This is a genomic window from Brachybacterium nesterenkovii (assembly GCF_900163655.1).
Classification (GTDB): Bacteria; Actinomycetota; Actinomycetes; order Actinomycetales; family Dermabacteraceae; genus Brachybacterium; species Brachybacterium nesterenkovii.
This window is the reverse complement of the sequence record NZ_FWFG01000089.1, coordinates 26,091-42,891: the sequence shown is the minus strand read 5'-3', so window position 1 is coordinate 42,891 and position 16,801 is coordinate 26,091. Positions and strand designations below refer to the sequence as shown.

At 73.1% G+C, this 16,801-nt stretch carries 11 protein-coding genes; 5 read left to right on the top strand and 6 right to left on the bottom strand.

Annotated elements, in window-relative coordinates:
* Window positions 1-105: 105 nt before the first annotated feature.
* From rplI to FM110_RS10165, 6 genes are all read right to left on the bottom strand, one after another.
* Window positions 106-573, bottom strand: coding sequence for a 50S ribosomal protein L9 (gene rplI, locus FM110_RS10190; protein ID WP_087104648.1), 468 nt, complete (start codon window positions 571-573; stop codon window positions 106-108).
* Between the two features lie 22 nt (window positions 574-595).
* Window positions 596-832, bottom strand: coding sequence for a 30S ribosomal protein S18 (rpsR, locus tag FM110_RS10185; protein ID WP_087104647.1), 237 nt, complete (start codon window positions 830-832; stop codon window positions 596-598).
* Window positions 833-1,031: 199 nt separating this feature from the next.
* On the bottom strand, window positions 1,032-1,622 hold the full coding sequence (locus tag FM110_RS10180; RefSeq protein WP_087104646.1) for a single-stranded DNA-binding protein: 591 nt from the start codon (window positions 1,620-1,622) through the stop codon (window positions 1,032-1,034).
* 128 nt (window positions 1,623-1,750) lie between these two features.
* Window positions 1,751-2,041, bottom strand: a complete 291-nt coding sequence (gene rpsF, locus FM110_RS10175; RefSeq protein WP_087104645.1) for a 30S ribosomal protein S6 — start codon at window positions 2,039-2,041, stop codon at window positions 1,751-1,753.
* Between the two features lie 194 nt (window positions 2,042-2,235).
* Complete coding sequence (locus FM110_RS10170; protein WP_268802199.1) at window positions 2,236-5,013, bottom strand: transglycosylase domain-containing protein; 2,778 nt, start codon at window positions 5,011-5,013, stop codon at window positions 2,236-2,238.
* Between the two features lie 238 nt (window positions 5,014-5,251).
* Window positions 5,252-6,736: a CCA tRNA nucleotidyltransferase gene (locus tag FM110_RS10165; RefSeq protein WP_159458042.1), complete on the bottom strand. Its 1,485-nt coding sequence runs from the start codon at window positions 6,734-6,736 to the stop codon at window positions 5,252-5,254.
* A gap of 78 nt (window positions 6,737-6,814) precedes the next feature.
* On the opposite strand from FM110_RS10165, the gene FM110_RS10160 reads away from it, so the two are divergent.
* The 5 genes from FM110_RS10160 to trxB all read left to right on the top strand — a co-directional run bounded on the left by FM110_RS10160 (window position 6,815) and on the right by trxB (window position 16,241).
* Window positions 6,815-9,319 carry a DUF6049 family protein gene (locus FM110_RS10160; RefSeq protein WP_143276365.1) on the top strand — a complete coding sequence of 835 codons (2,505 nt, stop codon included), beginning with the start codon at window positions 6,815-6,817 and terminating at the stop codon, window positions 9,317-9,319.
* 7 nt (window positions 9,320-9,326) lie between these two features.
* Entirely contained in the window at window positions 9,327-11,072 is a 1,746-nt protein-coding gene (gene murJ / locus FM110_RS10155) for a murein biosynthesis integral membrane protein MurJ (RefSeq protein ID WP_234992223.1), read from the top strand.
* Window positions 11,073-11,181: 109 nt separating this feature from the next.
* A complete protein-coding gene (locus FM110_RS10150) occupies window positions 11,182-13,956 on the top strand; it encodes a protein kinase family protein (RefSeq protein ID WP_087104642.1) in 2,775 nt (924 codons plus the stop codon).
* The gene (locus FM110_RS10145) at window positions 13,953-14,966 is read left to right on the top strand and encodes a hypothetical protein (protein ID WP_087104641.1); all 1,014 of its coding nucleotides are present in this window, start codon (window positions 13,953-13,955) and stop codon (window positions 14,964-14,966) included. Before FM110_RS10150 ends, FM110_RS10145 begins: the two co-directional genes overlap by 4 nt.
* A 219-nt stretch (window positions 14,967-15,185) precedes the next feature.
* Window positions 15,186-16,241 carry a thioredoxin-disulfide reductase gene (gene trxB, locus FM110_RS10140; protein WP_087104640.1) on the top strand — a complete coding sequence of 352 codons (1,056 nt, stop codon included), beginning with the start codon at window positions 15,186-15,188 and terminating at the stop codon, window positions 16,239-16,241.
* The last annotated feature ends 560 nt before the right edge of the window (window positions 16,242-16,801 follow it).

Genomic DNA, 16,801 nt, shown 5'->3' with positions numbered 1-16,801 from the left:
GCGTCTCGCCGTCCCCCGCCCCCCGCACGCACGAGCGCCCCGCACCGAATCCGGTGCGGGGCGCTCGCGGCTGCGACGTCCGGGCGCAGACCCGGACAGCGGCTGTCAGGCCTTGGAGCCCTTGGCCGCGACGACCTGGATCAGCAGGTTCGCGACGACGTCCTCGTGCAGGCGCACGGTCGCCTTGTGCTCGCCGAGCGCGCGCACGGGGGCGGCGAACTCGACGGCGCGGCGGTCGATGTCCTTGTCGAAGACGGCCTTGACGCCCTCGGCGACGTCCTTGGTGGAGACGGCGCCGAAGAGGCGGCCGTTCTCACCGGCGCGCTCGGAGACGACGACGGGCTTGGACTGCAGCAGATCGCGCAGGGCCTGGGCCTCCTCGAGCGACTCGATGGAGCGCTTGGAGCGGGCCGAGCGGATCTGGTCCAGCTGGCGCTGGCCGCCCTTGGTCCACGGGGTGGCGAGGCTGCGCGGCAGCAGGTAGTTGCGCGCGTAGCCGTCCTTGACCTCGACGATGTCGCCCGCGGTGCCGAGGCCGGAGACCTCGCTGGTGAGGATGAGCTTGGTGGTCATGAGACGTCCTTTCCCGACCTGATCAGCGACCGGAGGTCGAGTAGGGCAGCAGCGCGATCTCGCGGGCGTTCTTCACGGCCTTCGCGATCTGGCGCTGCTCCTGCACGGACACGCCGGTGACGCGACGCGCGCGGATCTTGCCGCGGTCGGAGACGAACTTGCGCAGCAGAGCCGCGTCCTTGTAGTCGACGGTCTCGACGCCCGCTGCCTTCAGCGGGTTGAGCTTCTTCTTCGGCTTGCGAAGAACAGGCTTGGCCATCGTGGTGCTCCTTCTGTGAGGGGAGCCCGGGCATGCACCCGGGATGGATGTATGGATGATGTGCGCCGGACGGGGTCCGTCCGGCAGATGCGCCGGAGATGGGATCCGACGGATGCGTCAGCCGCGATGCGGCTGCTGCGTGTGCGGGATCGGTCGGTCCGCGCGTCCTGCTCGGGATCGGGCTCGCAGCCCGAGCCGATCAGAACGGCGGGTCGTCGTACCCCCCCTGGTTGCCGCCGCCGGCCCACGGATCGGCGTCGCCGCCGGAGGCCTGGCCTCCGGCGAAGCCGCCGCCCTGCTGACCGGCGTTGAAGCCGCCGCCCTGGCCCCCGCGGGGCTGGCCGCTGAAGCCGCCGCCCTGCTGCTGGCCGCCGCCGAAGCCGCCACCGCCCTGGTTGCCGCCGCCGAAGCCGCCGCCCCCGCCGCGCTGCTGACGCTGCGGCTTGGCCGTCGCGTAGCGCAGGGAGGGGCCGATCTCGTCGACGTCCAGCTCGATGGTGGTGCGGTTGTTGCCCTCGCGGTCCGTGAAGGAGCGCTGCTTGAGGCGGCCCTGCACGATCACGCGCATGCCCTTCTCGAGCGACTCCGCCACGTTCTCCGCGGCGTCGCGCCAGATGGAGCAGCGCAGGAACATGGCCTCGCCGTCCTTCCACTCGTTCGCCTGGCGGTCGAACGTGCGGGGGGTGGACGCGACGGTGAACGACGCGACCGCCGCTCCGGACTGCGTGAACCGCAGCTCGGGATCGGCGGTGAGGTTGCCGACCACGGTGATGATGGTCTCTCCGGCCATGGGTGTGCTCCTCGTGCGAGTCGTTCGGGGGTTCAGGTCCAGCGGTGCCGATGCTCAGCGATGTCGATGGTCAGCAGGATCGAAGTCCTGCCGCATCGTCCATGAAGGGCGTGGGCGTGCACGGCGGATCAGCGGGCGTCGGCCCGCATCAGCTTGGTGCGGAGGACGGACTCGTTCAGGCCGAGCTGACGATCCAGCTCCTTGGCCGTCTCCGGCTTCGCGGTGAAGGTGACGACGACGTAGACGCCCTCGGGCTTCTTGTCGATCTCGTAGGCGAACTTCCGCTTGCCCCAGACATCGACGTTGTCGATGCTGCCGCCCTCGGCGGGGACGACCGACACCAGCTTCTCGAAGGTGCCGCCCACGGTCCGCTCGTCGATCGAGGGGTCGAGGATCACGACCATTTCGTACTTGCGCATGTTCGAGTACCCACCTCCTGTGGTCTTCGCGGCCACGGTCTCTCCGTGGCAGGAGGGTTCATGCGTACCGCGCGATCGGGGCGGGCGCCCCGTCGGACACGGACCGGCCCACCCTATCGGCTCGACCGCGGGCCCACCAGGTGCCCGATCAGCGTGCGCCGGGGATCACAGCGGGCGCGCACGCCCCGTGCCCGCTAGCCCTGCGGCGCGTTGGGATCGGTCGCCGCGGGCTGCTCCTGCGTCGGCTGCTCGGGAGCTGGCTGCTCGGGTGCCGGCTGCTCCGGTGCTGGCTGCTCCTGCGTCGGCTCCGGGGCCGGGGCCTCCGTCGTGGGCTCAGGGGTCGGCTCGGGGGTCGGCTCAGGGGTCGGCTCCGGAGTCGGCTCCGGAGTCGGCTCCGGAGTCGGCTCCGGCGCCTGCGTGGTCGTCGGGGCCTTCGTCGTCGCCTTCTTGGTGGCCTTCTTCGTGCTCTTCTTGGTGGTCTTCTCGGTCCCGGATTTCGTCTTCTTCTTGGACGCGACCGCCTTGGAGAACTTCAGCTTCTCCTGCCCCTGCAGCGACGGCTTCATGATGTCCACCCACACCTCGGTGGGGAACGTGCCGCCGGTGATGATGTCCTCCCCGCCGAACGGCGTGAGGGACTCCTCCGTCTTCCCGTCGGCGCTCGGCTGGAACATGCCCACCGCCGTCACGAGCTGCGGGGTGAAGCCCACGAACCAGGCCGAGCGCACGCTCTGGGAGGTGCCCGTCTTGCCGGCCACGGGGCGCCCGCTCATGTTCTTGCCGACGTAGCGGGCCGAGCCGGTCGACGGCGGGCCCTGCAGGGCGACGGTCGCGTTGATCGCGACGGACTCGTCGATCACCTGCTCGGACTTGTCCTGGTGCTCGTAGCGGACGGAGCCGTCGGAGCGAGTCACGGTCTGGGTGATGTAGGGCTCGTGGCGCACGCCCTTGGCGGCGAGCGTCGCGTAGGCGCCGGCCATGTTCATGACGGTCGGGGACGCGGAGCCGAGCACGTTGGAGGGCTCGGCTCCCAGACCCGGGGTGTCCTCGGGGAGGCCGAGCTTCACGGCCATGTCACGGGTCTTCTTGGGCCCCATGTCGATGTTCAGGGCCGCATACGCGGTGTTGACCGAGTTGGTGGTGGCCTCGGTCAGGGTGACGGACCCGTAGTCGACATCGTTGAAGTTATTGACCTCCCAGCCGCCCTTGAAGGTCCGCGGGGAGTCGCCGGGCCACGTCGAGCTCAGCGAGTAGCCGTCATCGAGAGCGGCCACCAGCGCGAAGGTCTTGAAGATCGAGCCGGCCATCATGTGGGAGTCGACGGCGTCGTTGTAGCTGCGCTGGACGTAGTCGGGCCCGCCGTACATCGCCTTGATCGCGCCCGTGTTCGGGTCGATCGTCACGGTGCCCACGCGGTTGTTCTCGGGGCGGTCGTCGGGCAGGTTGTCGATCGCCTTGACGGTGTTGTCCTGGATGCCCACGTCCACCGAGGTGACGATCGTGAAGCCGCCCTGGTTGAGCTCGTCCTCGGAGATGCCGTTCTTGACCAGCTCCTTCTGGACCTGGCGCACGAGGTAGCCGTTAGTGCCGCCCATCTTGTTGAGCTTGTGGCCCTCGATCGGCTCGGGGTACTGCAGGGCGTCGGCCTCGGCGGGCGTGAGGGTCTTGGTGACGTTGACCCTCCGCTCGATCACGCGGTCCCACAGCTGCACGGCCTTGTCGTGGTTGTTCGCCGGGTCGTAGGCCGTGGGGGCGGGGATGGTCGCGACGATCACGGCGGCCTCGGCGTCGGTGAGGTCCTTGGCGTCCTTGCCGTAGTACGCCTGCGCCGCGGCCTGGATGCCGTAGGCGCCGCGCCCGAAGTAGATGGTGTTGAGGTAGCGCGAGAGGATCTCGTCCTTCGACAGCTCCTGATCGATCTTCACCGCCATCACCATCTCCTTCACCTTGCCCACATAGGAGGTGTTGGTGCCGGTGTGGTAGCGCTCCACGTACTGCTGTGTGATGGTGGAGCCGCCCTGGCGGGAACCGCCGGAGAGGTTGTTGATGAGGGCGCGCAGGATGCCGCGCGGGGAGATGCCGCGGTTCTCGTAGAACGTCGAGTCCTCGGAGGCCACCACCGATTCCTTCACGGAGTCGGGGATCTGGTCCGAGGGGATGATCGTGCGGTTGATCTCGGAGAACGTGCCCATCTCCGTCGTGCCGTCGGAGAAGTAGACGCGGCTGGTCTGGGCGATGGCGATATCGCTGGGGGCGGGCACGTCCGTGGTCTCGTAGATCCAGGCGGTGATGCCGACGCCGGCGAGGACCATGAGCGCGAAGGCGCCCAGCAACAGGCGCAGCGAGGGGATCCATCGCCACGGGCTCTTCCGTCCCGCGCGCGGGTAGTTCAGGGCCGACGCGAGGCGGCCGCGCTTGCCGCCCGCGGCGGCGGCAGCGCTCGTGCGCGCGGCGCGCCGATCCTCGGCGGCGGCCCCCGTCTTCGACGCGGCACCGGACTTCGCGGCGGCGCCGGTCTTCGCGCCGCCCTTGGCCGCACGGCCGCCGGCGAGCTTCTTCCCGGAGGTGGAGACGGCCCCGAGCGTCGCGGCGGCGCGCGTGCCCGACGAGCCCCTGGCCCCGGAGCTCTTGGTCCCGGAGCTCTTGGCCCCGGCGCCCTTCGCGGCAGCCCCCTTCGCGCCCGGGAAGCTCTTCTTCGCCCCGGCGTCGCCCTTCGTCAGGGGGTCGCCGTTCTTCGCCGCAGCGCCGTCCTTCGTGGTGCCGGAGCTCTTCTTCGCACCGCCGTTCTTCGCACCGCTCTGGGCGCCGCCGGCGCCCGCTCCGCCCACCCAGGCGGCCTTCTTCCGCGGGGCGTCGGGGATGCCGGAGCCCTTCGCGCCCGACCCCGTGCCGCCCGCGCTCTTCCCGCCCGCGCCCTTGCCACGGGCAGGGGTGCGGGAGGTGTGCTTCGACGGACGCGGCGTGTCGCTCACGAGTGCTCCTGGTCCTCCGGCTGCGGCCGGATCGGGGGCGGGGTGCGGGGCCCGCGGACGGGCACCTGGACGGCGGCGCCCCGTTCGCGCGCACGGTCGCGAGGCACAGTGGGACCCAGTATGGACACCGATCACCGCAGCCCGACACCCGAGCGCGGCGACTCTCACACGACGCTCACGTCCGATGCGGCACAGCCCACAGCGCGCCCCTCGGACACATCACGCGCACGAGCTCCCCTCAGCCCGCGTCGGCCTGCCTGCTCTCCCACCACGCGCGCAGCTCCTGCTCGGCGCGCTCCGGACCGAGCGGCCCGTGCTCCATCCGCAGCTCGAGCAGATGCCGGTAGGCCTCGCCGACCTCCCGGCCGGGCGGGATGTCCAGCAGCGCCATGATCTCGTTGCCGTCGAGGTCCGGGCGGATGCGGCCGATCTCCTCGGCCTCGGCGAGCTCGGCGATCCGCGCCTCGAGGTCGTCGTACGCGGCGGCGAGCGCCCGGGCCTTGCGGCGGTTGCGGGTGGTGACATCGGCGCGGGTGAGGCGGTGCAGACGCTCCAGGAGAGGGCCGGCATCGGTCACGTAGCGCCGCACCGCCGAGTCCGTCCACCCGGTGTCGGCGTAGCCGTGGAAGCGCAGGTGCAGCTCGATGAGCCGCGCCACCTGCTTGATCGTGTCCTTGTCGAACGTGAGGGCGCGCAGGCGCTTGGCGGCCATCTTCGCGCCCACGGTCTCGTGGAAGCGGAACGTGACCACGCCGCCGGGCTCGAAGCGGCGCGTCGCGGGCTTGCCGATGTCGTGGAGCAGCGCAGCCAGGCGCAGCACCAGATCGGGGCTCTCGACCGGGCCGCCGGAGCCGGCGGGGCTCTCGAGGTCGATCGCCTGCTCGAGCACCGTCAGCGAGTGCTCATAGACGTCCTTGTGGCGGTGGTGCTCGTCGAGCTCGAGGCGCATCGCGGGCAGCTCGGGGAGCACGTGATCGGCCAGCCCCAGGTCCACGAGCTGCACGAGGCCCGCGCGGGGATGGTCGCCCAGGAGCAGCTTGACCAGCTCATCGCGCACCCGCTCGGACGCCACGATCGCGATCCGCTCGGCGAGCGCCGCCGCGGCCGCTGCGGTCGCGGGCTCGATCGCGAAGCCGAGCTGGGAGACGAAGCGCGCGGCGCGCATCATCCGCAGCGGGTCGTCGGAGAACGACTGCTCGGGGGCGACGGGGGTGCGCAGCAGACGCCGGGCGAGGTCGGTGAGGCCGTCGAACGGGTCGACGAGCTCAAGGGAGGGCAGGCGCACGGCCATCGCGTTGACCGTGAAATCGCGGCGCGAGAGGTCACCGACGAGGGTGTCCCCGAAGGCGACCTCCGGCTTGCGGCTGGTGGGGTCATAGGACTCGGTGCGGTACGTGGTGACCTCGACCTTCACCCCTGAACGGACGGCGCCGAGGGTGCCGAACTCGCGGCCCATGTCCCACAGGGCCCCGCCGTCGTTCCAGCGGCGCAGGATCGCCTCGGTCTGCTCGGGCCGGGCGGAGGTGGTGAAGTCGAGGTCGGCGCTCGAGCGCCCGAGCACGGCATCGCGCACGGGGCCGCCGACGAGGGCGAGCTCGTGCCCGTCGGCCTCGAACATCTCTCCGAGCTCGTGCACCTCCGCGGGCAGGGCGGCGAACATCGTCGCGGCGCGGCAGCGGGCCAGGTCGAGACGGCGCGCGGCCTCGTCGTCGGCCTCCCTCATGTGGAGGTCCTGGGGGGAGTCGGTCACGGTCGTTCCTCGCTGCGTGGGCTGGGCGGGCGGCGCGTCTACAGTGGCCCCATGCCGTCCACGCCACCGACCGCGCGCTCGCGCGGGCCGCGTCCGGGGCGCGCCGCGCGGACGGCGGCGCTCCTGGTCGCCGCGCTCACGGTGCTGGGCACGGTCGTCCTGAGGATCGCGCCCGGTGAGTCTATCGCCGCGCCCGTGGCCCCGGCGTCGGCCGCACCCCAGCCCGCGGGGCAGAGCGCGCCCGCGCGGCCGCCCGCCCAGGACGACCAGGGCGTGCGGCTGGACCTCGTCTCCCTCGGACCGGCCGCCCTGGTCCCGGGCGACACGCTCACCGCCGAGGTGGCCGTCACCAACTCCTCCGGCTCCGTCGTCGCCTCCCCGCGCCTGACCCTGTCCGGTCCCACATCGCGCGTCACGGACCGCAGCGTGCTCGAGGCCTGGCAGCAGGACACGACGCCGGGCGCCGGGCGCGCGGTCGCCTCTTCGGCGGACGGCGCCGCGGACCTGGCCCCCGGCGAGACCCGCACGATGACCATCGCGGTCCCCGCCGACTCCCTCGGGTACGCGACCGCGCCGGAGCTGTGGGGCGCCCGCCGGATCGCGCTCACCCTCGAGTCGGGCGGGACCGCGGTCTCGACGCTGCGCACCTTCGTGGTGTGGCGCCCGAGCGGAGCATCCGGGTCGATCACCGAGTCCGTGCTGCTGCCGATCGCCCCTGATGACCCCGGGCTCGCCGCGATCGACCCCGCGGCGTACGACGAGACGACCACCACGGGGCGCCTGGCGTCACTGGGCCAGCTCGCCCAGCGCGAGGACGTCGACTGGCTCGTGGACCCCGTCGTGCTGGATCCGCCCGTGCACGAGACGACCGAGGCGCCGACTGCCCAGGACCCGGAGCCCGCAGAGGACCAGCCGTCCGCCGCCGACGACCCGTCGGCCGAGCCCACCGTTCCCGCAGATCAGGGCCCCGCGGCCTCGCCCGGGGCCGCGGCGCTCGCGGAGCGGCTGGCCGGTGCGGTCGGCGACCGCACGGTGCTGACGCTGCCGTACGCGCAGGCGGACATGCCCTCGCTCCAGGACGCCGGGGCGTCCGAGCTGCGCGGGATCCTGGAGAGCCGCAGCGAGGAGGCGACGCAGGCGGCGGGCTTCGCCCCCAGCGGTTCCGTGGCCGTGGTCCCGGGCCCGCAGGCGGACGCCGCGAGCATCGAGCAGGCGCAGCGGTCCGGGGCGACGACCATCCTGACCTCGTCGGCGTCCCTGCGGGAGGACCTCGAGGCGACGGTCACGCCGTCGTCCGCGGGCGAGGTCGCGACCGAGGCCGGCATCTCGCCCGTGCTCGCCGCCGATCCGGTGCTGTCCGACGAGCTGGCCTCGCTGGACGGCACCACGGACGCCGAGCAGACCTCCCAGCGCCTCCTCGCCGAGACCGCCGTGATCGCCTCCGAGCCGACGACCGCGCCGCGCCATCTCCTCATCGCGCCGCCGCTGGACGCCGAGCTGGACGCCGCGGCGACCGGATCGGCCCTCGATGCGCTGGGCTCGGCCCCCTGGATCCGCTCCGGTCGCACCGGGGAGCTGCTGGACATGGCGAGCTCGGGCACCGCCGTCCAGGACTCGCAGGACACGACGGGGGCGCCGCTGTCGCTGGGGACGGTGACCGCCGACGCCATCGTGCCGTCGGTGCGCGGGATCGATGGGAGGGTCGCGCACCAGGACGCGGCCGTCGATGCGGGGAAGCTGGACCCGGTGCTCGTGATGGGCGTGCAGGATGACGCCCTGCGCCTGGAGGCGATGCGGTCGACGATGGTCGACCCCACGACGGCGGACGACACCGTGTTGACGGTACTGTCGGCCGTCTCCACGCGGTGGCTCGGCGACCCCGAGGGCCACCTGCAGCGGACGGGCGCGGCCTCGCGCGCAGTGGATGCCTTCAACGGGCGCGTGAGAGTGGTCCCGGCCTCGAACTACACCCTCGTCGCCTCCGGCGCGAGTGTGCCGATCACGCTGACCAACGACCTGGACACCCCGGTGCGCGCGCGCCTCGAGATCTCCGCGGACCGTCCCCTCGTGCGCCTCCCGTCCCCCTCGACGGAGGTGGAGATCCCCGCCCACGGACGCGTCACCGCCTCAGTCCCCGTGGAGGCGGTCGCCAACGGCCAGGTGAACCTCTCGGTGCTCATGACGGGCACGGACGGCACGCCGATCACCGCCCCGCAGACGGTGTCCCTCACCGTGAACCCGTCGTGGGAGAACTGGACCACGATGATCCTCGTGGTCGGGATGGGCCTGCTCGTGGTGGTCGGCGTGCTGCGCGCCCGCCGCCACGGGTCCGACCGGCGCGCGCCGGCGGTGCGCGGCCCCGAGGACCCGTCGACCCTGGCCCGCACGGGCCTGTCGGCGCCCCGTCCCGAGGAGCCGCCGGGCGAGCAGGACGCAGAGCCCGACGACGCCAGCCCCGACGATCCCGATCCCGACGACCCTGCCCCCGACGGCGACGACCCTGCCCCCGACGGCGACGACCCAGCCCCCGACGACCCTGATGACGCGAACGGATGATCCCCGCATGACCGAGCAGAACCCGGCCGACCCCTCCGCGGAGTCCGCCGACGCCACGGCCGCGGCACCCGTCGCCCGCGCCGCGACCCCGGTGCGCCGGATGATGCGCGCGAGCGCCGTCATGGCCTCGGGGTCGATCGTCTCGCGCATCCTCGGCTTCGTGCGCAACGGGCTCATGTCGCTGATCGTCGTGAACGCCTCGCCGGTCTCGAGCGCCGTGAGCGCGGCGAACTTCCTGCCCAACTCCATCTGGATCTTCATCGGCGGCGGCGTCCTCAACGCCATCCTGGTGCCCGCGATCGTCCGCGCGACGAAGCAGGCGGACCGCGGCTCGGACTACGTCTCGCGCCTGATGACGCTCGTGGTGCTGTGCTCGGCGGTGCTCACCGCCGTCTGCATCGCGGCGGTCCCGCTGCTCGTGCGCATCACGAGCGGCGACCTGGGCGGATCGACGCTCTCGCTCGCGATCGCCCTGGGCTACTGGATGATGCCGCAGATCATGTTCTCGGCCCTGTACGTCATGGCCGGTCAGCTGCTGAACGCGCACGAGTCCTTCGGGCCCTACCAGTGGGCGCCCGTGCTCAACAACGTGGTCGGGATCCTCGGCGCGATCGTGTTCATGGCGGTCTGGGGCACCTCCAACGGGGATCCCGGGGTGTGGACGACGCCGATGATCCTCGCACTGGCGGCCTTCAACGTCGGCGGCAGCGCCGCGCAGGTCGCCTTCCTGTGGATCTACGTGCGCCGCCTGGGCCTGCACCTGCGGCCCCGCTGGGGCTTCCGCGGCCTGGGGCTGGGCAAGCTCTCCCGCATCGGGCTGTGGACCCTGGCGATGCTGGGGGTCTCCCAGCTGGGCATCTACGCGACGCGCTGGGCCACCTCGGGTGCCGCCGACGCCGTCCAGCGCCTGCACGAGCAGGGGCGGACCGCGGAGATCGGCCAGTACCCGGGCCTGTGGACGATCGACTCGGTGAACCTCGCCTTCATGATCCCGCAGGGGATCATCACGGTCTCGCTGGTGACGGCGGCGTTCCCGGGGATCTCCCGCAGCGCGGCCGACCACGACCACGACGGGGTGCTGCGCCAGTACGCCCGCACCTCGCGCCTGCTGGCCGTGCCGATGATGCTCGCGACCGTCGTGTTCATCGCCCTGGCGGGCCCGATCATGTGGGTGATCATCCTGGGCTCGGACCCGGTCGGCGCCCGCGCCAACGGCTGGGTGCTGGCCGGCTACATGCTGGGGCTGGTGCCCTTCGCGGCGACCTACCTGGTCAAGCGCGTCTTCTACGCCTACGAGGACGGCCGCACGCCGTTCCTCATGCAGATCCCCAACACGCTCGCCTCGCTGGTGGCGGTCGCGCCGATCCTGCTGCTGGTCGATCCGCGCTGGGCGGCAGCCGCGGCGACGACCGCGAGCGCGCTGGGCAACCTGCTGTGCTGGGTGGTCGGCGTCTGGCTGCTGAACCGTCGGATCCGCGCGACGGGCACCGAGATCACCACCATGCGCACGAACGCCGAGGTGATGGTGAAGCTGCTGATCGCCGGCGCGCTGTCCCTGGGCGCGGGCCTGGGCCTGATGGCGCTCCTGCAGGATGCCGTGTACTCCTCGCGGCCGGCGGCCCTCGTGATCTGCAGCGCGATCGGCGTGCTCATGACCGCCGTCTTCGCGGCCACGGCCTGGCTGCTGCGGGTCCAGGAGCTGCGCTCTCTTGCGGACCAGGTGCTGCGGCGCGTCTCCCGGCGGCGGGCATGAGCGGGCCTCGCCGGAGGATCGCCCACGGGGGCACCGCGGTGCTGATCGGCGCGGGCGGTGCCCGCTGTTCCGTAGCATGGGGCCCTGACATCGAGCCGGAGGACGAGGCGTGAACCGACGACCGCACGAGGGCGCACTGGCGGACCGCTGGACGCTCGAGGGCACCATCCCGCTGTCCGGCTGCGCCGAGGGAGCGTCCTGGCATCGCGCCCGCGCCGCCCGCAGCGGTGATCCCGCCGCCGTGATGCTGGTCGAGGGCGAGGCCGCTCTCGAGACCGCCGATGCCGCCCGCCGCGCGCTGCTCGTGGAGCACGAGCGGCTGCTGCCGGTGCTCGATGTGGAGGTCCTCGGGGAGGACGCGCCCGCCCGCAGCGCTGCGACCGCCGAGGGACCTGCTGGCAAGGGATCGACCGGCGCCTCCGACGACGCCGACGCGGGCGCGACGGATCCCGGTGCGGATGCCGCCGACGGTCCGCTGACGATCGTGTCCTACCCGTTCCCGCCCGCGCCGCCGCTGGCCGCGCTGCTGTCCAAGGGCGCCCTGCGCCCGGAGACCGCGCGCTCGATCATCGGGGAGGCCGCGACCGGGCTCGAGGCCGCCCGCCGCCGCGGTCTGCGTCACGTGCACCTCGATTCCAACCGCGTCTTCGTCGACACCCGCTCCGGGGACGTCCGCGTGCTGGGCGTGGGTGTGGAGACCGCAGCCCACGGCACGGCCGATCCCTCGGGCGATGAGGCCGCCGCGCAGGACGTCGTCTCGCTGATCACGCTGCTGTTCCGTGCGCTGACGGGCCGCGTGCCCCGACCCGGTGCCGACGGGTCCTTCCCCCGGCCCTCGGCGCTGGCCTCCCGCCGCGTGCCGGAGGACCTCGACGACCTCTGCGATCGCGTGCTGAACGGCCATGACGATGTTCCGCTGACCACGCGGGAGCTCCTCGATGAGCTGGGACCGTGGCAGTCGATCCCGGTCACTCTGCAGGCCTACGACCCCACCGAGGACGCCGCTAAGCCCGCCGCTGAGGAGTCGGCTGCCGCGACGTCGACTGCCGCTGGGCCCGCCGCCGAGGCCGATCGCTCGTCCACCGCCTCGTCCGCGGGTGCCGCCGACGCGGGAAGCACCGATGCGGGCGGCCCCGGCACCGGCGCCGCGGCCGCAGGACTCGCCGCAGGGGCCGCGGGCGCCGGACTCGCCGCCGGTGCGGTCGCCGCCCCCGAGTCCGCCGGCGACGAGCAGGGCACCGCAGCCGCCGCCGAGGCGAATCCGCCTAAGCCTCCCGTCGAGCCGAGCACCCCCGACGCGGGCACCGCCCCGAGCACGTCCAGCGACGCCTCAGACGATGCCGCCGGCTCCAGCGCGTCCGATGCCGCCGCTGCCGCGGCGAGCGACGGCTCGACGACCGCGCGGACCGGCGCCCTCGGCGCCGCGATCGCGGCGGGGGCCCTGTCGCTGCGGGAGAAGGCCGCCGAGCGCCGGGCCGCCCGCCGGGAACGCCTCGCGGCCCGCGCCGAGGAGCGCGCCGCCGCGCAGGGAGCCGCCGAGCAGGACCCGACAGCCCAGGGCACGACGGCACCGGGAGATGCAGCACAGCGAGATCCCGCGCAGACCGATACCGCCGCCGTGGTCGAGGGCGCAGCCCCCTCGACCAGCAGCCCTGCTGCCCACGGCGCGGACGCGTCAGGCTCTGCCGCCGCCGATCAGACGGGGGCGGCACCCGCCGACGGCACCGCGACCGCGGAGGGCACGGACCCTGCGACCTCTCAGCGGGCCGAGGCCGATGCCCGCGCCGAGGCCGAGGCGGCCGCCGCCCACGAGGCCCGCGGACTCGTCCAGGACCTCCACCTGACAGAGCACCGCGGCGCCTCCGCGTTCCCGGGCTCCCTCGCGGTCGTCCCCGCCCCGTCGCGCCTGGCCCCGGACGCGGAGGACGACGATCCCGCCCTGCCCTCCGCCGATCGATCCGCCGACTCCTCGGGCAGCACCCCGGAGGTGGAGGACGAGGAGACGGGCGACGCGCCGCTCGCAGCCGCCGTCAGCCCCGTGATCGTCGGTGCGGCCGGCGATCGCTCGCCCGAGGACGGCCCGATCATCGTGCCCGGCCGCTCCCGACCGATCGCCCCGGTCGAGGAGGAGGCCGACGCCTGGAGCGCGACCCCGGCGGCCTATCTGCGCGACGTGGTGGGGGTGGCGATGGACCGCGACTCCGATCGCACGTACGTGCTCGGCCCCCAGGACGGGCAGGACCGGTCGCGCCAGGCGCTGTGGATCCTGATCGGCGGCGTCGTCCTCGTGATCATCGCCCTCGTGCTCGCGTTCAGCTCGATCACGGCCGCCCTCCGCGACCCGGCCACCGCGCCGAGCGCCACCCCCTCGAGCTCGGCCGCTGCGGCGGCCACCACCCCGGCCCCTGAGCAGTCGGCGGCGGCCGCCCCCGCGCCCGCTGAGTCGTCGCAGCCGGCCGCCCCGCCCGTCATCGCGTCCGTGACCGAGGTCGACGACGGCAAGCCGGACCACCCCGAGGACGCCGGCCGCATGAACGACGGGGACCCGGGCACCGTCTGGCGCTCGAAGATCTACCGGTCGGAGACGTTCGGGAACATCAAGCCCGGCATCGGCATCACCGTCGATCTCGCGGCGCCGGCCACCGTGAACGCCGTGGTCGTGACCACCAAGGAGTCCCAGGGCGGGCTGATCGAGCTGCGCACGGTCAACGATGACGGCTCGATGGGCGATCCCGTCGCCTCGGGCGCCTTCGCCGGCGACGGCGAGGTGCGCCTCGCGCCGGGAGCCCCGTTGACGACCCAGAAGCTGATGCTGTGGATCCCGCAGGCGCCGACCGACTCCAAGGGCAACCGCGCGCAGATCGCGGAGATCCGCGTCGAATGAGCCCACGCGAGGCGCAGCAGGAGCCGACGCCCCGGGGAAAGGCGCTGCGGCGCACTCTCGTGGTGCACGGCCGTCTCGCCCGCATGCGCACGACCGCCGCGTGGCGACGCGCGCTGATCGGCGGCCGCGCCCTGGGTGCGGCCTCGCGCCGGACCGCGCGGCGCGCCTCCGACGCGGCAGGTCCCCTGCGCGACCGCATCGGGGAGTCATCGCGCACGGCCGGTGCCTCCGTCGGCCGCGGGAGCCGTCGGGCCGGGGCCGTCCTGGGCCGCGGTGCTCGGGAAGCGGACGGCGCGGTCGCCCGCGGGAGCCGCCGCACCGCGTCCGGCATATCGCAGGGAGCCCGCACGGGCCGAGATCTCGCACGACGGGGCCTGGCGGCGAGCGCGCCGGTCCTGGCCCGTGGAGCAGCGGGCGCGCGCCGCGTCCTGCGCCACGGCGGTCGCGGACTCTCCGCGGGGGCCGCACGACTGCGACGGGCCGGATCGGCCCTCGAGGAGCGGACGCAGGCCGCCCCGCAGATCCTCGGGCTCCCCGTCCCGCTGCTCGCCGCGGGCCTCGCGATCGCCGCGACCATCGGGCTGCTGCTCTCCTACGCCCTCGTGCTGACCACGCGCGGCGCCTCACCGGGTGACGCAGCGCTCGAAGACGGCATGAGCGGGAACATTCCGCCCGGGGTCCCCGTTCTCACGGAGGAGTCGCTGGGCCCGGAGGTCCAGACGCTGTACGACACCGGCTACATCGAGTCGGCGGCGGACTTCGACCTCCACCGGTGCGTCGAGCAGCAGGGCATCACCCAGCCCGTCCTGATCCTCGAGCAGGCGGTCTGGGGGCCCGAGACGACACTGTCATGGGTGATCGTGCACAGCGACATCACCCCGAACGATCTGCAGCAGGAGGGAGGAGCGGTCGAGGTGGCCGTGGTCCGCCCGAGCTGCGGCACCGGGCAGGCGCAAGATGCTCTCCTGTGGAACGGGTCGACCATGCTGAAGCCATCGTCCCCGGCCTGACCCCTCGCCAACTGCCGTCACCGACCGCCACCGGCGACCCCCGTCGTCCCGCTTCCTGCCCTCCACCCCCGCCCGCCGGTCCCGCCCTTCAGCCCCGATACCATCGCTCGCCCGTCGACCCTCCGTTCAGAACCGCCCACCCGTCCACCTGCCCCGCCACCTGGCGCATCATCTGCCGCGCGGACCCCGTCCGCGCACCCGATCCGGAAGGACCCCGTCATGACCGATCCCGTCCAGCCCGTCACCGTCCTGCCCGGCCTCGTCGGCGCGAGCTCCTCCGCGTCCGCCGATGCCGTGGGCGCTGGCGATCAGCCCCGCCCCGAGGCCGATCGCGTGCACGAGGTCGTCATCATCGGCTCCGGCCCCGCCGGGTACACGGCGGCGATCTACGCGGCCCGCGCGGAGATGGAGCCGATCGTGATCGCCGGGTCGCTGGATGCCGGCGGCGCGCTCATGACCACCACCGAGGTGGAGAACTTCCCCGGCTTCGCCAAGGGCGTGATGGGCCCCGAGCTCATGGCCACGATGCAGGAGCAGGCCGAGCGCTTCGGCGCCGAGGTGCTGTTCGAGGACGCGGTGGAGGTCTCTCTGGAGGGCCCCGTGAAGACGGTGACGCTCGAGGACGGCACGGTCTACCGCGCGAAGGCCCTGATCATCGCGACCGGCTCCGCCTACCGCGAGCTCGGCATCGAGGGCGAGAAGGAGTTCTCCGGCCGTGGTGTCTCCTGGTGCGCGACGTGCGACGGCTTCTTCTTCAAGGACAAGGACATCGTGGTGGTCGGCGGCGGCGACAGCGCCGTCGAGGAGGCCACGTTCCTGACCCGCTACGGGCGCTCGGTCACCCTGGCGCACCGTCGCGACCAGCTGCGGGCCTCGAAGATCATGGCCGCCCGCGCCGAGGCCGACCCGAAGCTCGAGTTCGCGTGGAACGCGCAGCCGGTGCGGATCAGCGGCGAGGAGGCCGTCACCTCTCTGACCGTGCGCGACACCGTCACGGGCGAGGAGCGGGAGATCCGCACCGATGCCGTGTTCGAGGCGATCGGGCATCTACCGCGCTCGGGCCTGTTCGCGGGCAAGCTCGAGCTCGACGAGCAGGGCTACATCGTGTGCCAGGGCCGTTCGACCCGCACGAGCGTCGAGGGCGTGTTCGCGTGCGGCGACGTCGTGGACCACACCTACCGCCAGGCGATCACGGCGGCCGGTTCCGGGTGCCAGGCGGCGCTGGATGCCGAGCGCTGGCTCGCCGACACCGCCGCAGCGGCGGCGCAGGCCTGACCTCGGGCGGGAGGTGGTCCGCACGGACCACCTCCGCGGCCCGCACCGCGGGGAGTCAGGTCCCGGACGCGGGAAGTCAGCTCCCGGACCGCGGGAAGTCAGCTCCCGGACCGCGGGAAGTCAGCTCCCGCCGTCGATCGTTCGCGCGTCCCGGGCCGACGTCTTCCGGCCTCGGCTCCGATCGTTCGCTCTCCCCGCCGCCGCGCGGCGTCAAGTCCTGCCCCGACCATCTACCGGTCTCGGCAACGACAGTCCGATGACCCCGCAATCGTGCACAGCAATACAGAAGAACAGCCATGACAGTGTCATCACCACCTGGGTCCGATCGCCAGGACGCACTGGTCCTGCTCTTCTGGGCCTCCTGGGCGACCCCGTCACGCCCGTCACTGAGCACGGCGCGTGAGCTCGCCCGCAGACATCAGGAGAGCATCGAGGTGCTCGTCGTGGACATCGCGGAGCCCCTGGTGGCTCTTCCCCCGGGATACCGCGTGGTCGTCGGCGACCCTGCACCAGCCCGTCGTGCGCCGGATCCTGGATCCGAGGAGAGCGGGGCTGTTCCA

Coding starts and splice junctions, on each gene's coding strand:
- rplI (WP_087104648.1), bottom strand. CDS start 573: ATGACCACCAAGCTCATCCTCACCAGCGAGGTCTCCGGCCTCGGCACC.
- rpsR (WP_087104647.1), bottom strand. CDS start 832: ATGGCCAAGCCTGTTCTTCGCAAGCCGAAGAAGAAGCTCAACCCGCTG.
- FM110_RS10180 (WP_087104646.1), bottom strand. CDS start 1,622: ATGGCCGGAGAGACCATCATCACCGTGGTCGGCAACCTCACCGCCGAT.
- rpsF (WP_087104645.1), bottom strand. CDS start 2,041: ATGCGCAAGTACGAAATGGTCGTGATCCTCGACCCCTCGATCGACGAG.
- FM110_RS10165 (WP_159458042.1), bottom strand. CDS start 6,736: ATGAGGGAGGCCGACGACGAGGCCGCGCGCCGTCTCGACCTGGCCCGC.
- FM110_RS10160 (WP_143276365.1), top strand. CDS start 6,815: ATGCCGTCCACGCCACCGACCGCGCGCTCGCGCGGGCCGCGTCCGGGG.
- murJ (WP_234992223.1), top strand. CDS start 9,327: ATGACCGAGCAGAACCCGGCCGACCCCTCCGCGGAGTCCGCCGACGCC.
- FM110_RS10145 (WP_087104641.1), top strand. CDS start 13,953: ATGAGCCCACGCGAGGCGCAGCAGGAGCCGACGCCCCGGGGAAAGGCG.
- trxB (WP_087104640.1), top strand. CDS start 15,186: ATGACCGATCCCGTCCAGCCCGTCACCGTCCTGCCCGGCCTCGTCGGC.